The following is a 20411-nucleotide window of genomic DNA, read 5'->3' on the forward strand; positions in this document are numbered from 1 at the left end:
TCAGTCGTCGGCGGTCGCCGGGTCGCGGCGGCCGTCGAGCAGGGGCGTCCCGTCCGCGCGGGGGCCGAGCATCGGGCCGTGCGGGCCGTCGTCGGGGTCGATGGGCCGGCGAGTCCGGTAGTCGGTCGAGCGCTCGACCGGCCGGCGGCCGATGGCGGTTATCATGTCGACGTAGTCGTCGAACGAGCGGAACTCGCCGAAGCCGCCGCCGGCGCGCTTCGTTATCTCCTCGGAGAGAATCGTGCCCATGAGGTCGTCAGCGCCGCAGTTGAGGAGCTTCAGCGACTTCGCGTTCCCGAACTTCACCCACGACGACTGGATGTGGTCGACGTTGTCGAGGTAGAGCCGCGAGACGGCGACCAGCAGTTCGTCCTCGTCGTCGGACGCGCCGCCGGTCACGAGGCCGCGGTCGTACAGCGGCGTGTTCTGGTGGATGAACGACAGCGGGACGAACTCGGTGATGCCGCCGTAGCGGTCCTGGAGGTCCCGAATCACGTCGAGGTGGAGCACGCGGTGTTTCTCGGTCTCGACGTGGCCGTACATGATGGTCGCCGTCACGTCGAGGCCGGCTTCCATCGCGCCCTCCATCCCGGCGACCCACTCGTCGGTCCCGATTTTGCCGGGGCAGATGACCTCGCGCACCTCGGGGACGAGAATCTCCGCGGCGGTGCCGGGCGCGCTGTCGAGGCCGGCGTCGGCGAGGCGGCGGTAGACCTCCTCGTAGCTCCAGTCGGTGCCGCGCTTGGCGTGGTGGGCCTCCTCGGGCGTCATCGAGTGGACGTGCGCGCCGTCGACCGACATCGCCGAGAGCTGTTCGGCGTAGCTCGCGGGGTCGGTGTCGTACGCCTCGGGCGGCTTGTAGTTCACCTCGCTGGCGGGGTTGTCGTAGGATTCGAGAATCTCGCGGTGTTCCTCGTCTAAGACGAGCGCGGGGTGGAGCCCGGAGACGGACGTGACCTCGTAGATGCCCATCTCGACCGCGTCGGCGACGATGTCGCGGGACTCGGCGGGCGTCTTCGTGAAGCCGCCGTGGTCGGCGTCGGAGTCGGACTCGAACAGGTGGGCGGTGTTCTTGAAGTTACAGAACAGACAGCCGGTGTTGCAGGCCGTCGTCACGTTGTTGTTGAGGTTGGCGACGAACGTCACGTCGTCGCCGACCATCTCGGCGCGCCGCCGGTCGGCGGCTTCGAGCACGAGTTCCTTGCGCGCGGCGTCGATTCCCTCGCGGTCGGTGCCCGTCGTGATGAGTTCGACGCCGTCGTCGACCGTGAGGCGCTCGCCCGCTCTCGCCTTCGCCAAGGCGTTCTCGAACGACTGGTCTGTCTCCGGGACGTGGTCGAACCCGAAGTCGTCGTGGGCGGCACCGGTCATGCTCGTTTGAAACGCGCCACGGTCCTAAAAACGGGGCGGTACCGGAACCCCGACCGCGGGACGCCGCGGCAGAGAAAGCGTTAGGCCGCCCCGTCGTGTTGTGTCGGGCATGGAGCACTCCCCGTCTTCGACGACCGACTCGTCCCTCGGCGACGACCGCGAGAGCCTGCTGTTTTCGGCGCTCGTCGGCGCGGTCGCCAGCATCGTCCTCTCGCCGCTTCCGGGGTCGACCGTCCTCGGCGGCGCAATCTCCGGCTACCTGACCGGAAGCGACCGCGAACTCGGCGTGAAATCCGGCGCGGTCTCCGGGCTGTTCGTGAGTCTCGTCGGCGTGGTCCTCGGCGTCGTCGTCCTCGGCTTCTTCGGCATCTTCGCTATCGGCGTCACCCCGTTCGAGTTGGGATTCGGCCTCGGCATCCTCGGCATCGTCATCGTCGCGCTGTTCGGCCTCGCACTGCTCCTCGTCTACACCGTCGGCCTCGGCGCGCTCGGCGGCTACCTCGGCGCGTACCTCCACGAGGAGTTCGCCTGAACACGTCCACGCCCCTTCGACCCGGCTTCAGGGCTCGGATTCCACGCCGGTGAACTCGAAGCGAGCGCCGCCCGCGTCGCTCTCTCCGACCGAGACCGTCCAGCCGTGGGCGTCGGCGACGTTCGAGACGATTGTCAGTCCGAAGCCGATGCCGGCGGTGCCGGTCGAAAAGCCGCTGTCGAAGATGCGCGAGCGGAGTTCGGGCGGGACGCCGGCGCCGTCGTCCTCGACGTAGAAGCCGTCGTCGAGCGCGCCGACGGTGACGGTGAGGCGGTCCCCGTCGTCAACGGCGTCTTCGGCGTTGGCGGCGTCTTCGGCGTCGTCGCCGCCGTCGGTAGAGCCGGTCTCGCTCTGGGGGCCGTGCTCGACGGCGTCACCGGACACAGTCCGGTTGCCTGTAGAACCATGTTCTACAGCGTCGTCGGATGGAATCCGACTGCCCGTGGAACCGTGTTCTACAGAGTTCCGCATCAGGTTCTCGAACAGTTGGTGAAGCCGGCCCGCGTCGGCGACGACGGTCCGGTCGGACGCGACGACGAGCGTCGCATCCCCGGTTTCGACGTTCTCCCAGCACCGCTCTGCGGTCTCGGCGAGGGACACGGACGTCGTGGCGAACGCGTCGGTTCCCTGCCGCGCGAGGACGAGCAGTTCCTCGGTGAGCGCGTTCATCCGGTCGTGCGCCCGCGCCACCGCCGCGAGGTGGTCGTTATCGACTTCCTCGCGGGCGAGGTCAAGGTGGCCCGTGGCGACCGAAAGCGGGTTGCGGAGGTCGTGGGAGACGACGCTCGTGAACTCGTCGAGCCGATGGTTCTGGGCTTCGACCTCGCGTTCGACGTCCCGGCGCGCCGTGATGTCCGTGTAGACCGCGTAGATGGTGTTCTCGCCGACCGGAACCGACCGCAGGAGGAAGTCCTTCTCGCCGTCGGCGGTCCGCCTGCGCACCTCCGTCTGGACGAAGTCGCCGGCGCGGACCATCTCGGTGAGCTTCGCGGCCTCCTCGCGGCGGTCGTCCGGTGCGACCACGTCGTCGATGGCGCGGCCGACGACCTCGGATTCGTCGTAGCCGAACGTCGCCTCGAACGCCGGGTTCACCGCGCGGATGACGGACTCGCCGTCGACGAACTCCGAGTCGATGATGCAGTCGGCGCTGTTCTCGAACAGGGCGGCGTACTGGTCGCGTTCGACCCGAAGCCGGCGCTCGAAGTTGAGCCGCTGGAGCGCCGCGTTCGTGTGGGCGACGAGGAGCTCCGCGAGTTCGAGGTCGATTTCGTCGAACGCGCCGGTCTGCTCGGAGACCGCCTGAAACACGCCGAACGAACCGATGGCGACGCTGAGCCCCGAGCGGTAGTCACCGAACTCGGGGCGGCCGAACGCGTGGAGTTCCATGTCGACCGCGCGGTGGGACTCGCCGGTGCGGAACGTCTCGCCCATCGCGCCCGCGTCCTTCGGGACCGGCCGGAGTTCGCGGTCGGTCGGCGTCGACGACTGCGCCCTCGGGACGAACCGGTCCGCCTCGGCCTCGAAGGCGAAACAGATGTCGAGGTTCAGGATGCGCTCCGCCGCCTCGACGGTCTCCTCGTAGATGTCGTCGGCGTCGGAGGCCGACGCGAGCCGCATGGCGACGCCGTGCAGCGACGTTATCTTCCGCTCGGTGCGCTGAATGCGGCGTTCGAGCCGGGAGACGATGTCGCGTTCGGTGCGCTGGGCCTGCGAGCTTCGGTAGCGGGCGACCGCCGCCCGGACGCGGTCGGCGAGGCGGTCGTAGGAGATGGAGTCGACGTCGTCCGAAAACCGATACACTGCGGCGTCGGCCGCGAGCGGGTCGGCATCGCCACCGCCACCGTCACCGTCGTCGCCCGCCTTGTCGGGGCCGAGGAGGACGACCGGAACTTCGGGATGGCGGTCGCGGACGAGCGCGACGACGTCGGCGGCGGTGTGTTGACCGAACTGCCGCGGGACCAAGAGGCAGTCGACCGTCCGGTCGTCGATGCGGTCGAGCGCGGCACCGAGGTCGAACTCGACGGTGACGGACACGTCGTGGCGGTCGAGCGCGGCCGCGACGGCGTCCGCCCGAGTGTGGTCGGGGGCGACGAAGAGAACGGACGGTGCCGTCCCCGCCGGAGCCCCCGGCGAGGGAGACCGAGTCATGCATCGACATGACGGGGAGGGAGTATCAATTGATTGGTGGGTGTGGCCGGGCGCTCGTGCACTCGGCCACCACCTATTTGCCGCGGGCGACGTGAGCTAGCGGCCCGATGTCCGACGACACCGAAGCGGACGTGACCGACCGCGAACCGAGCGTCGAAGACGACGACGGCCACGGCGTCACGGTCGACGGCGGCGGCGACGCCGGCGCGTCGTCGCCAGAGGAGTCCGAGGAGGTCGACGCCGAGCGACCGGACGAGTCCGAGGAACCGGACGCCGAAGACGAGATGCGAGAACAGGAAGCGGCCGAGACGGAGAACGTCGACAACCACCGCGACGACGAGCCGTTCGACTCCTGACGGGTCGGCCGCGCGGTCGCGTTCAGACTCGTTCGACTCGTTTTTCGACTTCGGGGAGGAACGCCGCGAGGTCCCCGCGGACGACCCGGTCGGCGCGGTCGTCGTACTGCGTCGCGTCGAAGTTGACGACGACCAGCGAGCCGCCCTCGGCGGCCCGGCCGGCGAGGCCAGCCGCGGGGTGGACCGTCAGCGACGACCCGAGCGACAGGAACACGTCGGCGTCGCCGGCGAGACGGTTCGCCTCGCTGTAGGCGACGCGGGGGAGGCGCTCGCCGAACAGGACGACGCCGGGCTTGAGCAGGCCGCCGCAGTCGTCGCACGTCGGCGGCGCGTCGCCGGCGCGGACCGCCTCGAAGGCCGGGTCGGCGTCGGTTCGCGCGCCGCAGTCCTCGCAGACGACCTCCGCGGCGTTCCCGTGGAGTTCCACGACGCGGTCCGAGCCGGCATCGCGGTGGAGACCGTCGGTGTTCTGGGTCACGACCGCGTCGAGGACGCCCCGCGATTCGAGGGCCGAAAGCGCGTCGTGACCTGGGTTCGGCTCGACGCCGTCGGGAAACATGCGCTCTTGGAGGCGGACGCGGTCCCGCCAGAACCCCGCGGGGTCGTTGACGAAGCGGTCGCGGTGGAACGACGCCGGGTCGAACTCGGTCTCCCAGATGCCGTCGTCGCCGCGGAAGTCGGGAATCCCCGAGGCCGTGCTCATCCCCGCGCCGGTGAAGGCGACGGCGGTGTCGGCCTCGCGGAGTCGTCGGGCGACCCACGCGGCGTCTGATTCGAGGGCAGCGTCCATAGCCGAACGGACGGTACAGCCGCGAAAAAGCGATACGATTCGTTCGGTGGGCGCGTTCGTGCATATATTCGACTCGTCTCCGACCGAGATACGCACGGAAGTGGAAGCTTCTTAGTGGGATGAGTCCAGAGGACGACCATGACCAGCGTGAAGGACTTCCGCGTCGAGGAGGAGCCGACGGCGACCGACCTCGGGCGGGGCCGCTTCGTCTTCTCGGACCGCTACTCGGTGTTCGACTGGGGCGAGATGCCCGACCACGTCCCGAACAAGGGCGCGAGCCTCTGTCTCATGGGCGCGTACAACTTCGAACTGCTCGACGTGAACCACGTCCCGACCCACTACCTCGGCGTCGTCGAAGACGGCGAGGTCAAGGAGCTCGGCGAGTGCGAGTCGCCGCCGACGGAGATGGCCATCGAACTCACGCAGGTGCCTGACCTCCCCCACGAGGACGGCGCGTACGACTACGACGCCTACCACGAGGCCGCCGGCGACAACTACCTCATCCCGCTGGAAATCGTCTTCCGCAACACCGTCCCGGTGGGGTCGAGCCTCCGGCGGCGCGGCGAGCCAGCCGACTACGGTCTCGACGCCGACGAGTGGCCCGACGAGGCCGTCTCCCTCCCCGAGCCGGTCGTGGAGTTCTCCACGAAGTACGAAGAACAGGACCGCTATCTCTCCCGCGAGGAGGCCGACGACATCGCCGGGAAAGTCGACCTCGACCGCCTCGAAGAGCTCGCGCTCGCCGTGAACCACGTGCTGACAGAGCGCGCCGAGAAGGCCGGTTTCGACCACGAGGACGGCAAAATCGAGTGTCTGTACCACGACGGCACCGTCAAAGTCGGCGACGTGGTCGGCACCTTCGACGAAAACCGGTTTTCCTACGGCGGCCAGCAGGTCTCGAAGGAGGTCGTCCGGCAGTACTACAAGCGCGTCCAGCCCGAGTGGGTCGAGGCCGTCAAGGATGCGAAGGCCGAGGCCATCGAGACGGGCGAGCCGAACTGGCGCGGGAACTGCGCGGTCGAGCCCGAGCACCTCCCCGCCGACATCGTCGAGGCGCTGGCGGACCTCTACTGCGCCGGCACCAACGCCTACGTCGACCACGACTGGTTCGACGCGCCGGCCATCGAGGACGCCGTGGCGCGCGTTCGGGACCTGTAGTCGGTCGCCGAGCGAGCACGCCGTTTTTCGTCTGTTCTGTGCCGTTTCCTTCTCACTGTCCGCCGCTATCGCCGACGAGGAACCGCCAGCCGCGGCGGAGGAGTTGGACGACGCCGAGCGCGACGAACACCGTTGCGCCGGTCACGACGCCCGGTTCGACACCGGGAAGCAGCGGGATGAGTCCGAGTTGATGAGCGATGAGGAGGACGGTCGCCACGAGCCACAGCGCGTAGCAGCCGAGGGCGACGCGATAGCGGAGGGAGACGGGCACGGCTCCGAGTCGTGTCGCCGGAGAAATAGGTTTTAGGTTTGGTGGGCGGCCCGCTCAGCGGTGCCTCAGTCCTCGGACGGTTCGGGCGCGAGCGCCTCGCGCTCGCCGAGGGCGTCGATGATGCCGTCGACCGGGCGGTCGGGGTTCGACGCCTGCGCCTCGCGGGTGAGGCCGAGTTGGTAGCGCTCGGGGTCGGCGCTCTCGCGGAGGCTGGTGCGCCCGCGGTGGACCGAGATATCGTTGTTGAGGTGGAGCTTCACGGCTTCGAGGAGCGCGTCGGCCTCCAGCGGCTGGCCGCGCTCTTTTATCTTCTCGATGGTGGCGTCGTCGGGCACGTCGAAGGCGCGCTGGGCGATGATGGGACCCTGGTCGAGGTCGGTCGTCACGTAGTGGGCGGTGACACCCGCGATGCGGACGCCCTCCTCTTTCGCCTGCCGGTAGGCCGCCGCGCCGGGGAACGACGGGAGGAGCGACGGATGGATGTTGATGATGCGGTCCTCGTAGCGGAAGACGACGTTCGGGCCGAGGATGCGCATGTAGCGCGCGAGGACGATGAGGTCCACGTCGTACTGTTCGAGGAGGTCGAGCATGCGCTCTTCGTTGGCGGTGCCCTTCTGGTCGCCGATGTCGTGGAAGGGCACGTCGTAGTGGCTCGCCAGCGGTTCGAGCGTGTCGTGGTTGCCGATGACGACCGAAATCTCCGCGCCGAGGTCGTCGTTCGCCCACGCCTCGAACAGCGCCTCGAGGCAGTGGGACTCCTTCGTCACGAGGACGGCGATTTCGCGGGTCTCGCGGTCCGAGGGGAACCGGACCTGCACGTCGACGCCGAGGTCGTCGCCGAGGTCGGAAAGCGCCTCCCGGAGTTCGTCGCGGGAGCAGGTCATCTCCGCGGTGTCGGCGTGGAGGGTCATCCGGAAGATTCCCTCGCGGACCGCCTGGTCTAAGTCCTCGACGTTGATTCCGCGCTCGAACAGCAGGGTGGTCACGTTCGCGATGAGTCCGGTCTTGTCTCCTCCGATGACCGTGATTTCGGTGAGTTCGCGAGTCATACCGTCACCTCCAGCTGTTCGAAGCTGAACATATAGCGTCCTGCGTCGGCGAACGGTAAACCGCTGTCGTTCTCCGCAAGCGAATCCCTCCGGAACGACCGTGAATCACCCGCAAAAAGGAAAAGCCGGCGAGCGTGAGGTCGCCTACACCAGCGGGAGCACCGACGAGACGACGAGGACGACGACGAGCCCGGTCACGGAGATAATCGTCGTCAGCGCGGTCCACGTCTTCAGCGTCTCCATCTGCGTGAGGCCGCCGATTTCCTTGACGAGCCAGAAGCCGGAGTCGTTGTACCACGAGCAGATGTTGCCGCCCGCGCCGATGACCATCACCAGATACGCGGTGTGGACCGGAAGTTGACCGGTGAGCGGGGCCATGATGCCGGCGGCCGTGAGCATCGCCGCGGTCGCAGAGCCCTGCGCGATGCGGACGATGGCGGCGATGAGCCACGCGGTCACGAGAAGGGGGATGCCGAAGCCTTCGAGCCCGTTGGCGAGGTACGAGCCGATTCCGGAGGCCGCGAGGAGCGCGCCGAACGCGCCGCCCATCGAGGTGATAGCCGCGATGTTGCCGCCGCTTTTCAGCGCCTCGGTGAGTTCGTCTTCCCACTCGGACCGCGAGAGGTCGGACCAGCGGTAGTACGTGTACGCCGCGGCGAGCGCGGCGACCGTGAGCGCGACGTTCTTATCGCCGATGAACGCGACGAACGGGCGGTTGTCGACGACGAACCCGACGAACGGCCGGAGCGGTTCGGCCACCGTCACGCCTTCGAGGGCGTTGACGACGGTGAGCGAGCCGACGAGCGCGACGGCGATGACGATGGGAGCGGTGGCCTCGAGGAAGCTCGGAAGCGACGACACGTCGCGCTGGGCGCGCTCCTGCAGTTCGTCCGTGGTCGTCCCCATCGCGTCTCGGAGAGGGATGTCGAGATGACGGTTAATCCAGCGGCCGTAGACGAGGCCACCCATGGTGGCCGACGGGACGGCGACGGTGACGCCGATGAGCATCGTGGTGCCGATGTCGGCCCCGATTTCGCTGGCGACCGCGAGCGGGCCGGGCGTCGGCGGGATGAACACGTGGGCCGTCGCCGCGCCGGCCCCGACGACGACGAGATACAGCGCGTAGTTGTCGCCCATCCGCGCCCGCATCGACCGCGCGAGGGGGGCCATGAGGTAGAACACGCTGTCGAAGAACACGGGGATGGCGAGCACCGTACTGCTCCCCCACAGCGCGATGTCGCTGTTTTCTCTCCCGACGAGCGACTGGAAGGAGCGGACGATGCGCTGGGCGGAGCCGCTTTCGAGCATCGACTTCCCGATGATGGCGGCCATCAGGATGGGAATCCCGATGCCGGCCATCCCGTTGCCGAACGCCGTCGCCGTTCTCGTCGCCGCATCGGCGAGCGCGAAGTCGGGGACGAACGCCGCGTTGACGAGGCCGACCGCGAACGCGGCTATCGCCAAGCCGACGAACGCCGGGAGGTCCAAGACGACCAGTAGCAACACGACCAACGCGAGTCCGACGACGAACGTCAAGAGCGGACTCTGTGCGAACTCGATTGCCATGCGTGGGATAGCGTCTCATCGACGGCATAAAAATTATTATCATATATCATTTATGTAATTATTATTTACTTCGTTACAAGGTAATTATTTCTCGGGTACTGCCCGAATATACCGGAGTGCGAAACCTGACACGCCCGCCGCGGACGACTCAGTTATCTCGGCCGGCGCCGTACCGCCGGGCATGCCCGGTTCCGACTTCACCCTCGCCGCCGACCCCGACGGCGACGCCGAGGACGCCTTCTCGCTTCTCGCCGACGAGACGCGACTCGCAATCGTCCGGGCGCTCGCCGCCTCGCCGCGCGAGCCGCTCAGTTTCTCCGAGTTGCGCGACCGCGTCGGCGTCGCCGACAGCGGCCGGTTCAACTACCACCTCGGCAAACTCACCGGCCGGTTCGTCAAGAAGTCCGAGGAGGGGTACGAGATTCGCCTCGCCGGGTGGGCCGTCGTCGGTGCCATCCTCGCCGGCGCGTACACCCGCGGCGACGACATCGGCGCGATTCCGGTCGACCATCGCTGTTCGACGTGCGACGGACGGGTCGAGGCGACCTACGTCGACGAACGCGTCACCGTCAGGTGCACCGACTGCGACAGGACGTTTCTTGACGCCGGTATCCCGCCGGGAGTGCTGGAGGGCTACGACGACGCCGACCTCCCCGAAGTCGCAGACCGGTACGTCGGGTCGCTACTCGCGCAGGCGCGACGCGGCTTCTGCATGAGTTGTCAGGGCCGGATGGAACCGCACCTCTCGGTAGGAGCGGACGACCCCCGGACCGACGACGTCTTCGAGGAGCCCCAAGCGGTCTACGGCTGTGCGCGCTGTCGCGAGAAAATCGTCACCGGCATGGGCATGGCGTACCTCGACCACCCCGCAGTCGTCTCGTTCTACTACGACCACGGCGTGGACCTCTCTCAACCGTTCCTCTGGGGAACCGCGTGGCACGACAAACCCACGCTCTCCGTCGTCGCGGACGACCCGTTGCGCGCCGCCATCGACTTCGAGGTCGAAGACGAGACACTTACGCTCACCATCGACGAGGGACTCGAAGTACACGGCGTAGAACGCTCTCCGGCCCCGTAGCCGCCGGCCCTCGCGTTTGTAGTCACATTCGTGTATAACAAACACGACCCAAAACCGTTTTTGCACATCACCACGCATCGCCACCTGATGACCACCTACACCGCGACGGTGACGGTGCGCCTCAAGCGTGGCGTGCTCGACCCCGAGGCGGAGACCACGAAGCGCGCGCTGGAACGACTCGGGTTCGAACTCGACGCGCTGCGCTTTACCGAACGGTACGAAGTCGACCTCGACGCGGCCGACGCCGACGAGGCCGAGGCCCGCGCCGACGAGATGGCAGAACGCTTGCTGGCGAACCCGACCATCCACGACTACGAGGTCGCGGTCGTCGAGGCCTGAGATGATCGCAGTCGTGCAGTTCGGCGGTTCGAACTGCGACCGCGACGCCGTGCGCGCGCTTTCGGACCTCGGCTTCGAGGCCGAGCGCGTCTGGCACGAAGACCCCCTCCCCGAGGAGACGACGGGCATCGTCCTCCCCGGCGGCTTCTCGTACGGCGACTACCTGCGCGGCGGCGCGATGGCCGCCCGCTCGCCCATCATGAAATCGGTCCGCGAGGCGGCCGCGGAGGGCGTCCCCGTCCTCGGCGTCTGCAACGGCGCGCAGATCGGTTGCGAGTCCGGTCTCACCCCCGGTGCGTTCACGACGAACGCGAGCGCCCGCTTCCAGTGCGAACACGTCTACCTCCGCGTCGAGAACGCGGACACCCGCTGGACCGCGGCGTACGAGGAAGGCGAGGTCATCGAACTCCCCATCGCCCACGGCGAGGGACGCTTCGAACTCGACGCGGAGCGCTACGAGGAGCTCGAAGCCGACGACCGGATTCTCTTCCGCTACTGCGACGAGGACGGAAACGTCACCGACGAGGCGAACCCCAACGGCTCGCTCGGGAACGTCGCGGGCGTCCTCGGCGACAGCGAGTCCGTCGCGGTGCTGATGCCGCACCCCGAGCGGGCGTCGCTGCCGCAACTCGGCAACACCGACGGTCGGGGCGTGCTGGCGGGCTTCGAGGGATAGTATAAAAGGACCGTCCGCCGCGGTGGCGGGCGATACGGGGTCGGTTGGCGAACGTGGCGGCGTACACGATGAGCGATGTTGGAGTGTCGAGGTTTCCGACCCGCGTACCGCGTGCTATGGGGCGAGAGCGCAGGGAGCGTCCGTGGCGATCCACGCCTCGGCGTTCTCCTCTTCGCGAATCTCGAACCACCCATCCGCGTAGTAGACGGTCTTGTACGTGTGTTTCGTCATGATGGCGGGCGGTTCGGATGGACACGTCCGAACCACCGAATATGACAACGACTCACACCCTCTTTGATACGAATATCCTATCCGACGGTTAGGAGGCAGTTACTTTCGCATAGCGCCCCCTAACGCGGTCGAATGGGAGAAAACGAGCCGGGATACTGGACGAACGGTCGGAGGTGTCGGCGGGTGACGACCCGGTCCGGGACGGGGTCGTTCGCCCGCGCGAGCGGCGTGAGACCGGCGGTGCAGCGTGAGCCCAAGTGTGCGACGGAACGCGCCGACCTACTTGACCAGCGGCATGTTGTAGCTCGTCTCGTTGTCGAGGACGAACTCCCACGTCGCCTCGCAGTCGCAGGACACCTGGTCGAAGACGGTCGGGTCCTGCCGGAGGTTGAAGTCCTTGACCGCCTTGAACACGAGTTCGTCGCAGTCGCCGCAGTTGTGCGCACCGCGCTCTTGGCCGCCGCCGACGGGGTCGGAGACGACGATGGCGTCCACGTCGGCCGTCTCTCGGAGCGCGTCGGCGACCGACCAGAGCCACGGCGGGCGGTAGCCGCCGTTGAAGAACAGCTCGTCGACCATCGTGTAGCGCTGGACGTTCGTCGGGTTCATCGAGACGGTGTGGCAGTTGTCGACCGCCGCACACCGGCGGATGGACGACTTCATGTCGTCGAGCGCCTCGGGTTCCGAGAGGAACGGCGGCTTCATCAGGAGGTACGCCTTGACGCCGCCGCCGGCCGCGGCGGCCTCCTCGCAGGCGTCCTCGAAGTCGGCGAAGTCGAAGTACTTGTTCACGCAGTCGTGGCGGACGCGGTCGGTGGCGGTTTCGAGACCGACTGCCACGTCGGTTTCGAGGCCGCGGTCGGTGAAGTCCGCAAGCTTCTCGCGCGTGACGAAGTCTGGGAGCGACTCGACGACCATGCGGTCGCGGTCGGCGAACGTCTCGGCGATGGCGTCGCGGGTCTCGGCGGGCACCTCGCGCTCGTCGAGGAACGAGCCGGAGGTGTAAATCTTGATGAGGCCCGCTTTCTCGCCGTCGTCCATCTCTTCGGCCTCGTGGTCGAGACAGACCTGAATCTGGTCCATCAGCGCCTCGTGGGCGACGGTACCGCCCTCGACGGACTCGGCGACGTAGCCGCACATGGTACAGCCGCCGGCGCGCGCCCACCGGCAGCCGCCGGTGTTGAGGATAATCGTCAGCGAGTCGTAGACGCCGTCGGGCGTGTTGTCCTCGTCTATCCACACCCGGGTGGGCTCGTGGGGGTCGTAGGTCTTCTGCTTCCGCGAACGGATGTCGCGCATCACCTTGTTGTGCGCGTCCATCCCGCGTCCCCGCTCGTAGACCTCGGGGCTCGGCTTACTCATTGGATACCCGTATCGGACGGGCGCGTAAAGCGGCTTCGTCTGGCTTCGGCGGCGGGCGGCGGCGGCCGCCGACCCTCACATGTTCCGCGAGATGTACCGGTCGATGTCGGCGACGAGCGACGGTCGGAACGTCCAGTAGCCCTCCCAGCGCTTCGGTTCGGTCTCGAGCGCGAGGAGAGCGACGGGGTGGCCCGGGGTCACGCCGTCGATGCCCCGCTCGTCACCCGCCTTCTCCCCGTCGGCCGCACCGCCGGTTCCGGTCGCTCCGCCCGGCGCGCCGTCCGGCGGCGTGTAGACCACGAACCACGAGTCGCAGAAGTCCTCGGTGTAGCCCCCGTGGCTCATGAGTTCGGAGTTGAACGGTGGCGTCCAGTCCGGAATCCCGTAGACGTGGGTCTGCACGTCCGTCGCGGCGACCTTCTGGTAGACCGCCCGCGTCCCGCGCTCGTCTTCGATTCGGGAGAGCCGCTGGAACGACGACCGGAGTCTCCCGTCGCCGGCGCGCCACGCGTGGCGCTCGATGTACCGCGAAAGCGCCACGAGCAGCAGTTTCTCCTTGTCCGATTCGGGGTAGCCGCGGAGGGAGAAGGGCACGTCGTCGAGCCGCGTGAGCACCGACGGGAGTTCGAACTCGTCGAGCTTCGTCTGCCCCGTCTTGTAGAGGTCGGAGTTCACGAGGAGGACGGTGTTCATCACGTCCTCCAGCGGCGAGGTCGCGACGACCGTCCGCCCCTCGGACGTCTGCTCGGTGAGCACGACCACGTCGTCGCCGTGCGCGTCGTCGGATAGTTCGTCGACGCCGACCGGCTGGTCGGCGAACGTGGTTTCGAGCATCCGCTGGACGGGGTCGGGAGCCGAGCGATTGACCACCGAAAGCGACCGACTCGCGGCGTCAATCGCACCGAGAAAGCTGTCGAGTCCCATCTGGTTCGTGGAAACGACTGACCGCCGACGAAATAGCTGTTTTGGAGGTCGGGGGTGCGACCGTGCCGCCGCGGCCGAACGCGGTACCGCAGCGACAGACGTTCATATGCGTCGCGCCCGTAGGTGGCCCATGGAGCGCCGCACGCTCCTCTCGCTTCTCGCGGGCGGCCTCGCCGGACTCGCCGGGTGCGGGACGCCCGAGGGTGAGACGGAGACGCCGACCCCCGAGGAGGGGACGGACGCGCCGACCGAGACGCCGACGACCGAAGCGCGCGTGGAGCGGTCGCTGACGCTCTGGAACCCGACGCCGAACCCGGTGTTCACGACCGTCGTCGGCGTTCGCGGCGACCGCGACGTGTTCTTCGAGAACCGCGACCTGTTGCCCGGCGAGCGGGCTGGGCTGTCGGTCGCGGTCCCGTCCGGGGAGACGGCGGTGCTCGTCGAGACGGACACCGGCCTGCGGGCCCGCTCGACGTGGACCGTCGACGCGGCGTTCGAAGGGCTGGAGGTCGTCCTCGGACGGAGGGGTGCGGAGTTCTGGCGGACCGTCTCGTGCGACGCCCGAGGAGAGTGCTCGCTCGCGGCGGCGACCCCCGACGACGGGCCGAGAATCGACCTCCCGCTCGTCGGCGACGGCTCCTCGCGATGGTACGCACCCGCGGGCGTCGTCGTGGAGAACCCCGGCCCCGAGACGACCGCTCGGCTCCGCATCGACCTCGGGGACACGGCGCTCGTCGACCAGGCGTACCGCGTCCCGTCGGGGGCGCGGCTGTCGATTCCGGTGACGTACCGAAGCGGGGACTACCGCGTCGCCGTCGAGACCGACGAGCGACGCGTCGAGACGGAGTGGCCGGTGCCCGACGAGCCGACGAAGTACGTCGACGTGTCGAGCGGAGCGACGGGCTGTGGGCCGGCGAACACGACGCTCACAATCGCCAACCGCGACGACGAACCCCACCGACTCTCGCTCCGGGTCGACGCCGCGAGCGGCGACGAGTCGTTCGACCGCGTGCTCGCCCTCGACCCCGGCGAAGTCCGGGAACTCGTCCCCGTGACGACCTCCGGAGCGAACGCCGTGTCGGCGAGCCTCGAAACCGGGGCGGCGGTGTCGGGAACGTGGTGGTCGTGCCCGCCGCGCGGCCCCGCGAGCGTCGTCGTCGACGCCACCGGAACCGTCTCGTTGCGGGTCGCCGGCCCGCAACCGGGATAAGTCGCACGGATTGCCGCAATCCCCTGACGGTTCCGTGTCGGCTCGCGACGGGGTAACCCCGAACGGTTACATAGAGGTGGGAATCACTAACCCGACAGCGGCCGTATATAATCAACGAGGATTACAATGACTGAACTCGGTGGTTATCACGACAGGGTCGCTCGGGTGGACCTGTCATCCGGCGACATCGCGTACGAGGGAATCGACGACGAGGACGCGCGGAAGTACATCGGGGCCCGCGGCCTCGGCGTGAAGTACGTCTTCGACCAGGGACCGGACGTGGACCCGCTCGGACCGGACAACCTCCTCGCGTTCATGACCGGCCCGCTCACCGGCACGCAGACGGTGATGAGCGGTCGCATCGCGGTCGTGACGAAATCCCCGCTCACGGGGACCGTCACCGACTCGCACCACGGCGGCTGGAGCGGCGCGCGACTCAAGTGGTCCGGCTTCGACGGCCTGCTGTTCGAAGGGAAAGCCGAGCACCCGGTCTACGCCATCGTCGAAGACGGTGAAGTGACACTTCGCGACGCCCGTGAAATCTGGGGCTGGGGCGTCCACGACACTATCTCCGAACTCGAAGCCGAAGTCGATGGGAGCCTCGGCAAGAACCTCTCGATAATGGCCATCGGCCCCGGCGGCGAAAACGAGGTCAAGTACGGCTGCATCGTCAACGAGGACGACCGCGCGTCCGGCCGCGGCGGCACGGGCGCGGTCATGGGTTCGAAGAACCTCAAGGCAATCGTCGTGAAGTCCGGCACCCGGATGCCGAAGCCCGCCGACGCCGACACGTTCAAGCAGGGCTACCAGCAGGCGATGCAACTCATCCGCGAGTCCGAGGTCACCGCGCCCAACGAGGGCGGCCTGTCGCTGTACGGGACGAACGTCCTGATGAACGCGGGCGAGGAGCTCGACGGCCTCCCGACGAAAAACGGGAAGTACACCTCGACCGCGGCGATGCGAGACGCCGAGGGCGTCGACATCGACTCCGAGCGCGTCTCCGGCGAGAACGTCCGCGAGAACATCCTCGTCGACGAGCCGACCTGTCACTCCTGTCCCGTCGCCTGTAAGAAGGAAGTCGAGGTGTCGGTGATGCACAAAGGCGAGGAGATGAACGTCCGCGGCGAGTCCTACGAGTACGAGTCCGCCTACGCGCTGGGCCCGAACTCCGGACACACCGAGCGCGACGAAATCGCCGTCATGATCGACCGGTGTAACGACATGGGCGTCGACACCATCGAGATGGGCAACATGATGGCGATGGCGATGGAGATGTCCGAGCAGGGCAAGCTCGACGGACTGAGCGAACAGCTCGACTGGGGCGACACCGAGCGCATGATCGACCTCATCACCGAGGTCGCGAACCGCGAGGGCGACCTCGCCGACGCGCTCGCCGAGGGCGCGAACGGCCTCGCCGAGCGCTTCGACGCCCACGACAACTCGCTTGCCGTCAAGGGCCAGACCATCCCGGCGTACGACCCCCGCTGCATGAAAGGCATGGGCATCGGCTACGCCACCTCGAACCGCGGCGCGTGCCACCTCCGCGGCTACACGCCGTCCGCCGAGATTCTCGGCATCCCGGAGAAACACGACCCCCACGAGTGGCGCGGGAAGGGCGAACTCGTGGCGCTGTTCCAGGACATGCACGCCATCTCGGACTCGTTCGACATCTGCAAGTTCAACGCGTTCGCGGAGGGCATCGAGGAGTACGTCCTGCAGTACAACGGCATGACCGGCCGCGACGTGACCGAAGAGGAACTGCTCGAAACCGGCGACCGCATCTACACGTTAGAGCGGTACTACAACAACCTCGTCGGCTTCGACGGCGCCGACGACTCGCTGCCGGGACGCTTCGTCGAGGGCGACGAGGCGATGCCCGGACAGGGCGCGTCCGAGGGCCAACTGTGCGAGCTCGACGAGATGAAAGACGAGTACTACGCCCGCCGCCAGTGGGTCGACGGCGTCGTCCCCGACGAGCGTCTCGACGAACTCGGCATCGACATCGGCCCCGGCACGGGCGTCTCCCGCGGCGACTCGCCCGCGCCCGCCGACGACTGAGCCGCCGACTGGAACGACCACCCGGTCCGACCCGGTCGCGGCCGATACCCACCCGACTCACGCATTTTTCGACCGATTGCGAACCGCAGTAGCGACGAGTCCCCCGACGAGCGCCGCGGCGGCGACGACGCCGAGTCCGATGAATGCCGTCGGCGAGACGACCGGGAAGTCGAAGACTGGCCCGGCGAGGTGGAACGCGGCACCGACGACCGCCGCGCCGGCGGCGAGCCGAACCGAGCCCTCCCCGCGGTACGCTCGCGCCCCGACGCGTCCGAGCGCGAGGCCGTAGGCGACGAACGGGAGTTCGTACACCCAGTAAATCACCGGGAATCCGCCGGCGGCGAAGGTGTAGAGCCGGTAGTAGTCGCCCTCGTAGACGACGGCGTACAACCCCTGTCCCGGGGCCGCGTAGTCGCTGTAGAAAAAGCGGTCCGGCCAGTCCTCGTCGCCGTAGACGACGTGCGACCCGTCTGGTGACTCGATGGCCCGCCGAACCGCGTCTTTCGCGTCGGCGTCGAGTTCGTCGTACCGAAGTACGGGCGTCTCGTCTCGGACCTGCGGCGCGTCGATTTTCGACGCCGAGAGGGACACCTGCTCCGACCAGTCGGCCATCGTCACCGGCGCGCCGACGAGCGAGACGGCGACGAGGAGCGCGAAGGCCGAGACGACGAGCCGCCGGGACATGGGTGTTCCACGTCGTCAGGGCGGTGAATATCTTCTGGGAGCCAACACCGACTATCGGAACGGGGAGAGCGACGCCACCGCCCCGCCGAGGCCGCCGAAGACGACGCCGAACACAAGTCCAGAGAACGCCCCCCAAAGCGGGAGTCCGACCGAGTCGCCGTCGAGGTCGGTCGGGTGGAACCCGGTCGGACCGATGCGGACGAACCCGTCCGCGTTCGGGGGCACGTCACCGAGGCCGACACGAGCGACGACCGCGGCGACGGCGACGGTGGCGGCGAAGCCGAGCGCGACCGAGGACCCCGTGACGAACCCCTCTGCGGGGCGTCGGGACCACGCCGCGAGGCGCGCTGTGACGATGCCCGCGAGGAAGACGCAGGCGGGCGGCAGTGCGCCAAGCCAGTACCACGAGTCGGCCGCGCCGTCGAACCCGTCGACGAGGTTTCGGAGGACGACCGCGCGACCGGGGCCGGTCGTCTCGATGAGTCGAACGGGCAGGCCCATCGCGCCGCCGAACGTCCAGACGGGGACGAACGCGGACGGGACGGGCTTCCCGGCGGTCATCTCGGTCGCGGCGTCGAGCGTGGAAAACGAGCCGCCGGTGGTGAGGGCGAGCCAGCCGGCGACCGCGAGCGTGCCGACGACGAACGCGGCGACGCCGGCGGCGAACCCGGTCGGGAGAAGGGCGCGACCCTCGTCGCGGGGGAGCGAGTAGAGACGCGGAGGTGGGGAGGGCATGCGTGCGACCGTGGTCGCCCGCGAAACGAGTATCTTGGGGGAGACGCCAGGTCAGACGAGCGAGGCTGACGGCGGCTCAGACGACGAACCGGAGGACCCAGAGCGCGCCCATGCCGACGAGGATGGTGGCGAGCACGCGTTCGGTGTACCACGCGGCGAGCGCGGCCAGCGCGCCGGCGACGAGTTTGTCGTTGCCGACGGAGACCGCGAGGTCGCCGGACGGGGCGAGGAGCGCGGGGAAGACGAGCGCCGCGAACACCGCCGCGGGGACGTACTCCAGCGCCGATTCGACCGTCGGCGGCACGTCGTCGATGCGGCCGAACAGGTAGATGAAGGAGCCGCGGATGGCGAACGTGAGGACGCCCGCGAGGGCGATGACGAGCCAGACGGTCGCCGAGTCGTAGCCGGTCGGCATTCAGGCGTCGCCTCCGAGGGATTCGACGCCGAGGCCGGCGAGGACGCCGACGACGGCCGCGACGATGATGTCGAGGTGGAAGGGGACGCCCGCGACGACGACGCCGGTGGCGACGAGGCCGCCGACCAGACACGACGCGCCGGACGCGCGGTCCTTCAGCGTGGGGACGAGCAGGGCGAGAAAGACCAGCGGCGCGGCGAAGTCGAAGCCCCACTCCGGCGGGAGGCCGGAGCCGAGGAGCGCGCCGGCGACGGTCGTCACCTGCCAGACGAACCACAGCGACGCGCCCGCGCCGACGTAGTACGCGAAGCGGTCGGTCTCGCCGTCGCGGCCGTAGCGGGCGATAGAGACCGCGTAGGCCTGGTCGGTCAGGAGGTACGACGCGAGCGCCTTCGCCCGGGCGGTCAGGTCGCGGAAGTAGGGCGCGATAGAGGCCGAGTACATCATCGTCCGGAGGTTGATGACGACGGCCGTGCCGACGACGATGGCCAGCGGCGCGTCCGCGCCGAGGAGTTCTATCATCGCGAGCTGCGACGCGCCGGCGAAGACGAGACTGGAGAAGCCGAGGGCGTGCGCGACCGAAAGCCCCTGTTCGACGGCCGCGACGCCGGCGACGAGGCCGAACGGCGCGATACCGAGTTGGAGCGGCCCCGCGGCCCGGACGCCGTCGAGGAGGTCGGAGGAAACGGTTGGCATCTGTCGGTAGCAGGTCGCCGCCCCCGAAATAGCCGTCTATCGTCGGGCGGTTTGCCGGCTCTTCGGTCTACCGCCTGACGACGGCGACCTCGCGGATTTCGAGCGCCGTCTCGAACTCGTCGCGGCGGTCGGCGTCCGCGCCGACGCGCCGGAGGTGTTCGGCGTGCGCCCGGCGGACCGCGTCGACCTCGCGGTGCGAGAACTCGAGGTCGAGCCCCTTCGTGTCCCAGTGGCCCAGCGGGACGAGAAACACCGCCGTCTCGTCGTCCTCGTGGACGCATTCGAACCCCTGTGCGTACTCGCTCGCCCGACCGTCGAGGTACGCCTGCGCTCGGTCGAGCAACAGCGGGAGGCTGCTGGCGGGGACGCTCGCCTTCGCGGCCGCGAGCATGATGGCCGTGCCGTCGATGGCACCGCCGTGGGGCGAGCCGTCCTCGCCGTCGGGCGCGAGGCGCTCGCTGAGCCGTTCGCGCCCCGGCCGCCGGTCGCCGTCGGCTCCCACGGTCATCCCCCCGCGCGCATCGCCTTGCGGGCGAACCGCTCGACGAGGTCGTCGAGCGTCTCCTCGTCGCCCTCGAACGCGAGTTGCACCTCGGTGAGTTGGATACTGCTCGTTATCGTGACCTCCTCGGTCTCGATGTCGACGGTCCAGTCGGGACCGACCACGCGGCCGTCGCCGTCGGCCTCGCCGCCGAGCCCTTCGAGGTACTGAATCGCGAGTCGGGGCGAGATACCGCGGAACGCTCGCTGTCGGCGCGCCAC

General features: G+C 68.4%; 22 protein-coding genes. 8 read left to right on the top strand and 14 right to left on the bottom strand.

Translation table 11 applies throughout. The features are described from left to right. Positions 1–1371: a 7,8-didemethyl-8-hydroxy-5-deazariboflavin synthase subunit CofH gene (gene cofH / locus C5C07_RS12580; protein ID WP_004975635.1), complete on the bottom strand. Its 1371-nt coding sequence runs from the start codon at positions 1369–1371 to the stop codon at positions 1–3. A 109-nt stretch (positions 1372–1480) separates the two neighbouring features. Here cofH and C5C07_RS12585 point away from each other — a divergent pair, with 109 nt between their 5' ends. Then, entirely contained in the window at positions 1481–1903 is a 423-nt protein-coding gene (locus C5C07_RS12585) for a DUF5518 domain-containing protein (RefSeq protein ID WP_004975637.1), read from the top strand. Between the two features lie 27 nt (positions 1904–1930). Here C5C07_RS12585 and C5C07_RS12590 read toward each other — a convergent pair whose 3' ends face one another. Next, complete coding sequence (locus tag C5C07_RS12590; RefSeq protein ID WP_115805179.1) at positions 1931–4051, bottom strand: ATP-binding protein; 2121 nt, start codon at positions 4049–4051, stop codon at positions 1931–1933. A gap of 107 nt (positions 4052–4158) precedes the next feature. Here C5C07_RS12590 and C5C07_RS12595 point away from each other — a divergent pair, with 107 nt between their 5' ends. Then, positions 4159–4407, top strand: coding sequence for a hypothetical protein (locus tag C5C07_RS12595; RefSeq protein ID WP_004975641.1), 249 nt, complete (start codon positions 4159–4161; stop codon positions 4405–4407). Positions 4408–4429: 22 nt separating this feature from the next. On the opposite strand, the gene C5C07_RS12600 is transcribed toward C5C07_RS12595, so the two are convergent. Beyond that, a complete protein-coding gene (locus tag C5C07_RS12600; RefSeq protein ID WP_050459498.1) occupies positions 4430–5197 on the bottom strand; it encodes a Sir2 family NAD-dependent protein deacetylase in 768 nt (255 codons plus the stop codon). A 138-nt stretch (positions 5198–5335) separates the two neighbouring features. Here C5C07_RS12600 and C5C07_RS12605 point away from each other — a divergent pair, with 138 nt between their 5' ends. Next, on the top strand, positions 5336–6355 hold the full coding sequence (locus C5C07_RS12605) for a phosphoribosylaminoimidazolesuccinocarboxamide synthase (RefSeq protein WP_115805180.1): 1020 nt from the start codon (positions 5336–5338) through the stop codon (positions 6353–6355). A gap of 52 nt (positions 6356–6407) precedes the next feature. Here the strand turns inward: C5C07_RS12605 and C5C07_RS12610 are convergent, their stop codons facing one another. From C5C07_RS12610 to C5C07_RS12620, 3 genes are all read right to left on the bottom strand, one after another. After that, entirely contained in the window at positions 6408–6626 is a 219-nt protein-coding gene (locus tag C5C07_RS12610; RefSeq protein WP_004975649.1) for a hypothetical protein, read from the bottom strand. Positions 6627–6691: 65 nt separating this feature from the next. After that, the gene (locus C5C07_RS12615; RefSeq protein WP_004975650.1) at positions 6692–7675 is read right to left on the bottom strand and encodes a formyltetrahydrofolate deformylase; all 984 of its coding nucleotides are present in this window, start codon (positions 7673–7675) and stop codon (positions 6692–6694) included. A 144-nt stretch (positions 7676–7819) separates the two neighbouring features. Then, the gene (locus C5C07_RS12620) at positions 7820–9241 is read right to left on the bottom strand and encodes a GntP family permease (RefSeq protein ID WP_004975653.1); all 1422 of its coding nucleotides are present in this window, start codon (positions 9239–9241) and stop codon (positions 7820–7822) included. 181 nt (positions 9242–9422) lie between these two features. On the opposite strand from C5C07_RS12620, the gene C5C07_RS12625 reads away from it, so the two are divergent. The 3 genes from C5C07_RS12625 (at position 9423) to purQ (ending at position 11334) form a co-directional block, all read left to right on the top strand. Next, positions 9423–10319, top strand: coding sequence for a helix-turn-helix domain-containing protein (locus tag C5C07_RS12625; RefSeq protein WP_115805181.1), 897 nt, complete (start codon positions 9423–9425; stop codon positions 10317–10319). Between the two features lie 87 nt (positions 10320–10406). Then, positions 10407–10658: a phosphoribosylformylglycinamidine synthase subunit PurS gene (gene purS, locus C5C07_RS12630; protein WP_004975657.1), complete on the top strand. Its 252-nt coding sequence runs from the start codon at positions 10407–10409 to the stop codon at positions 10656–10658. A gap of 1 nt (position 10659) precedes the next feature. Then, positions 10660–11334 carry a phosphoribosylformylglycinamidine synthase I gene (gene purQ, locus C5C07_RS12635; RefSeq protein ID WP_004975659.1) on the top strand — a complete coding sequence of 225 codons (675 nt, stop codon included), beginning with the start codon at positions 10660–10662 and terminating at the stop codon, positions 11332–11334. Positions 11335–11844: 510 nt separating this feature from the next. On the opposite strand, the gene C5C07_RS12640 is transcribed toward purQ, so the two are convergent. After that, positions 11845–12927: an archaeosine biosynthesis radical SAM protein RaSEA gene (locus C5C07_RS12640; RefSeq protein ID WP_115805182.1), complete on the bottom strand. Its 1083-nt coding sequence runs from the start codon at positions 12925–12927 to the stop codon at positions 11845–11847. Positions 12928–13002: 75 nt separating this feature from the next. After that, a complete protein-coding gene (locus C5C07_RS12645) occupies positions 13003–13851 on the bottom strand; it encodes a DICT sensory domain-containing protein (RefSeq protein ID WP_115805183.1) in 849 nt (282 codons plus the stop codon). 130 nt (positions 13852–13981) lie between these two features. Here C5C07_RS12645 and C5C07_RS12650 point away from each other — a divergent pair, with 130 nt between their 5' ends. Together C5C07_RS12650 and C5C07_RS12655 are read left to right on the top strand one after the other, a co-directional pair. Continuing rightward, entirely contained in the window at positions 13982–15061 is a 1080-nt protein-coding gene (locus C5C07_RS12650) for a hypothetical protein (protein ID WP_115805184.1), read from the top strand. A 126-nt stretch (positions 15062–15187) separates the two neighbouring features. Beyond that, a complete protein-coding gene (locus tag C5C07_RS12655) occupies positions 15188–17119 on the top strand; it encodes an aldehyde ferredoxin oxidoreductase family protein (RefSeq protein ID WP_115805185.1) in 1932 nt (643 codons plus the stop codon). 57 nt (positions 17120–17176) lie between these two features. Here C5C07_RS12655 and C5C07_RS12660 read toward each other — a convergent pair whose 3' ends face one another. The 6 genes from C5C07_RS12660 to C5C07_RS12685 all read right to left on the bottom strand — a co-directional run bounded on the left by C5C07_RS12660 (position 17177) and on the right by C5C07_RS12685 (position 20411). Then, positions 17177–17803, bottom strand: a complete 627-nt coding sequence (locus C5C07_RS12660) for a hypothetical protein (RefSeq protein ID WP_115805186.1) — start codon at positions 17801–17803, stop codon at positions 17177–17179. 51 nt (positions 17804–17854) lie between these two features. Beyond that, positions 17855–18538, bottom strand: coding sequence for a hypothetical protein (locus tag C5C07_RS12665; protein WP_115805187.1), 684 nt, complete (start codon positions 18536–18538; stop codon positions 17855–17857). A gap of 76 nt (positions 18539–18614) precedes the next feature. Then, positions 18615–18953: an AzlD domain-containing protein gene (locus C5C07_RS12670; RefSeq protein ID WP_004975674.1), complete on the bottom strand. Its 339-nt coding sequence runs from the start codon at positions 18951–18953 to the stop codon at positions 18615–18617. Then, on the bottom strand, positions 18954–19649 hold the full coding sequence (locus C5C07_RS12675) for an AzlC family ABC transporter permease (protein ID WP_004975676.1): 696 nt from the start codon (positions 19647–19649) through the stop codon (positions 18954–18956). It lies immediately after the preceding gene. 67 nt (positions 19650–19716) lie between these two features. Further along, positions 19717–20157: a hypothetical protein gene (locus C5C07_RS12680; protein ID WP_115805188.1), complete on the bottom strand. Its 441-nt coding sequence runs from the start codon at positions 20155–20157 to the stop codon at positions 19717–19719. Continuing rightward, complete coding sequence (locus C5C07_RS12685; RefSeq protein ID WP_004975681.1) at positions 20154–20411, bottom strand: hypothetical protein; 258 nt, start codon at positions 20409–20411, stop codon at positions 20154–20156. Before C5C07_RS12685 ends, C5C07_RS12680 begins: the two co-directional genes overlap by 4 nt.

It is taken from the genome of Haloferax sp. Atlit-4N, assembly GCF_003383025.1.
GTDB lineage: Archaea > Halobacteriota > Halobacteria > Halobacteriales > Haloferacaceae > Haloferax > Haloferax gibbonsii.

Bases quoted from the DNA above. Each gene is read 5' to 3' on its own strand.
- cofH (WP_004975635.1), bottom strand. From the start codon at position 1,371: ATGACCGGTGCCGCCCACGACGACTTCGGGTTCGACCACGTCCCGGAG.
- purS (WP_004975657.1), top strand. From the start codon at position 10,407: ATGACCACCTACACCGCGACGGTGACGGTGCGCCTCAAGCGTGGCGTG.
- C5C07_RS12590 (WP_115805179.1), bottom strand. From the start codon at position 4,051: ATGACTCGGTCTCCCTCGCCGGGGGCTCCGGCGGGGACGGCACCGTCC.
- purQ (WP_004975659.1), top strand. From the start codon at position 10,660: ATGATCGCAGTCGTGCAGTTCGGCGGTTCGAACTGCGACCGCGACGCC.
- C5C07_RS12665 (WP_115805187.1), bottom strand. From the start codon at position 18,538: ATGCCCTCCCCACCTCCGCGTCTCTACTCGCTCCCCCGCGACGAGGGT.
- C5C07_RS12615 (WP_004975650.1), bottom strand. From the start codon at position 7,675: ATGACTCGCGAACTCACCGAAATCACGGTCATCGGAGGAGACAAGACC.
- C5C07_RS12605 (WP_115805180.1), top strand. From the start codon at position 5,336: ATGACCAGCGTGAAGGACTTCCGCGTCGAGGAGGAGCCGACGGCGACC.
- C5C07_RS12595 (WP_004975641.1), top strand. From the start codon at position 4,159: ATGTCCGACGACACCGAAGCGGACGTGACCGACCGCGAACCGAGCGTC.
- C5C07_RS12675 (WP_004975676.1), bottom strand. From the start codon at position 19,649: ATGCCAACCGTTTCCTCCGACCTCCTCGACGGCGTCCGGGCCGCGGGG.
- C5C07_RS12625 (WP_115805181.1), top strand. From the start codon at position 9,423: ATGCCCGGTTCCGACTTCACCCTCGCCGCCGACCCCGACGGCGACGCC.
- C5C07_RS12655 (WP_115805185.1), top strand. From the start codon at position 15,188: ATGACTGAACTCGGTGGTTATCACGACAGGGTCGCTCGGGTGGACCTG.
- C5C07_RS12660 (WP_115805186.1), bottom strand. From the start codon at position 17,803: ATGTCCCGGCGGCTCGTCGTCTCGGCCTTCGCGCTCCTCGTCGCCGTC.
- C5C07_RS12680 (WP_115805188.1), bottom strand. From the start codon at position 20,157: ATGACCGTGGGAGCCGACGGCGACCGGCGGCCGGGGCGCGAACGGCTC.
- C5C07_RS12645 (WP_115805183.1), bottom strand. From the start codon at position 13,851: ATGGGACTCGACAGCTTTCTCGGTGCGATTGACGCCGCGAGTCGGTCG.
- C5C07_RS12650 (WP_115805184.1), top strand. From the start codon at position 13,982: ATGGAGCGCCGCACGCTCCTCTCGCTTCTCGCGGGCGGCCTCGCCGGA.
- C5C07_RS12640 (WP_115805182.1), bottom strand. From the start codon at position 12,927: ATGAGTAAGCCGAGCCCCGAGGTCTACGAGCGGGGACGCGGGATGGAC.
- C5C07_RS12670 (WP_004975674.1), bottom strand. From the start codon at position 18,953: ATGCCGACCGGCTACGACTCGGCGACCGTCTGGCTCGTCATCGCCCTC.
- C5C07_RS12620 (WP_004975653.1), bottom strand. From the start codon at position 9,241: ATGGCAATCGAGTTCGCACAGAGTCCGCTCTTGACGTTCGTCGTCGGA.
- C5C07_RS12600 (WP_050459498.1), bottom strand. From the start codon at position 5,197: ATGGACGCTGCCCTCGAATCAGACGCCGCGTGGGTCGCCCGACGACTC.
- C5C07_RS12585 (WP_004975637.1), top strand. From the start codon at position 1,481: ATGGAGCACTCCCCGTCTTCGACGACCGACTCGTCCCTCGGCGACGAC.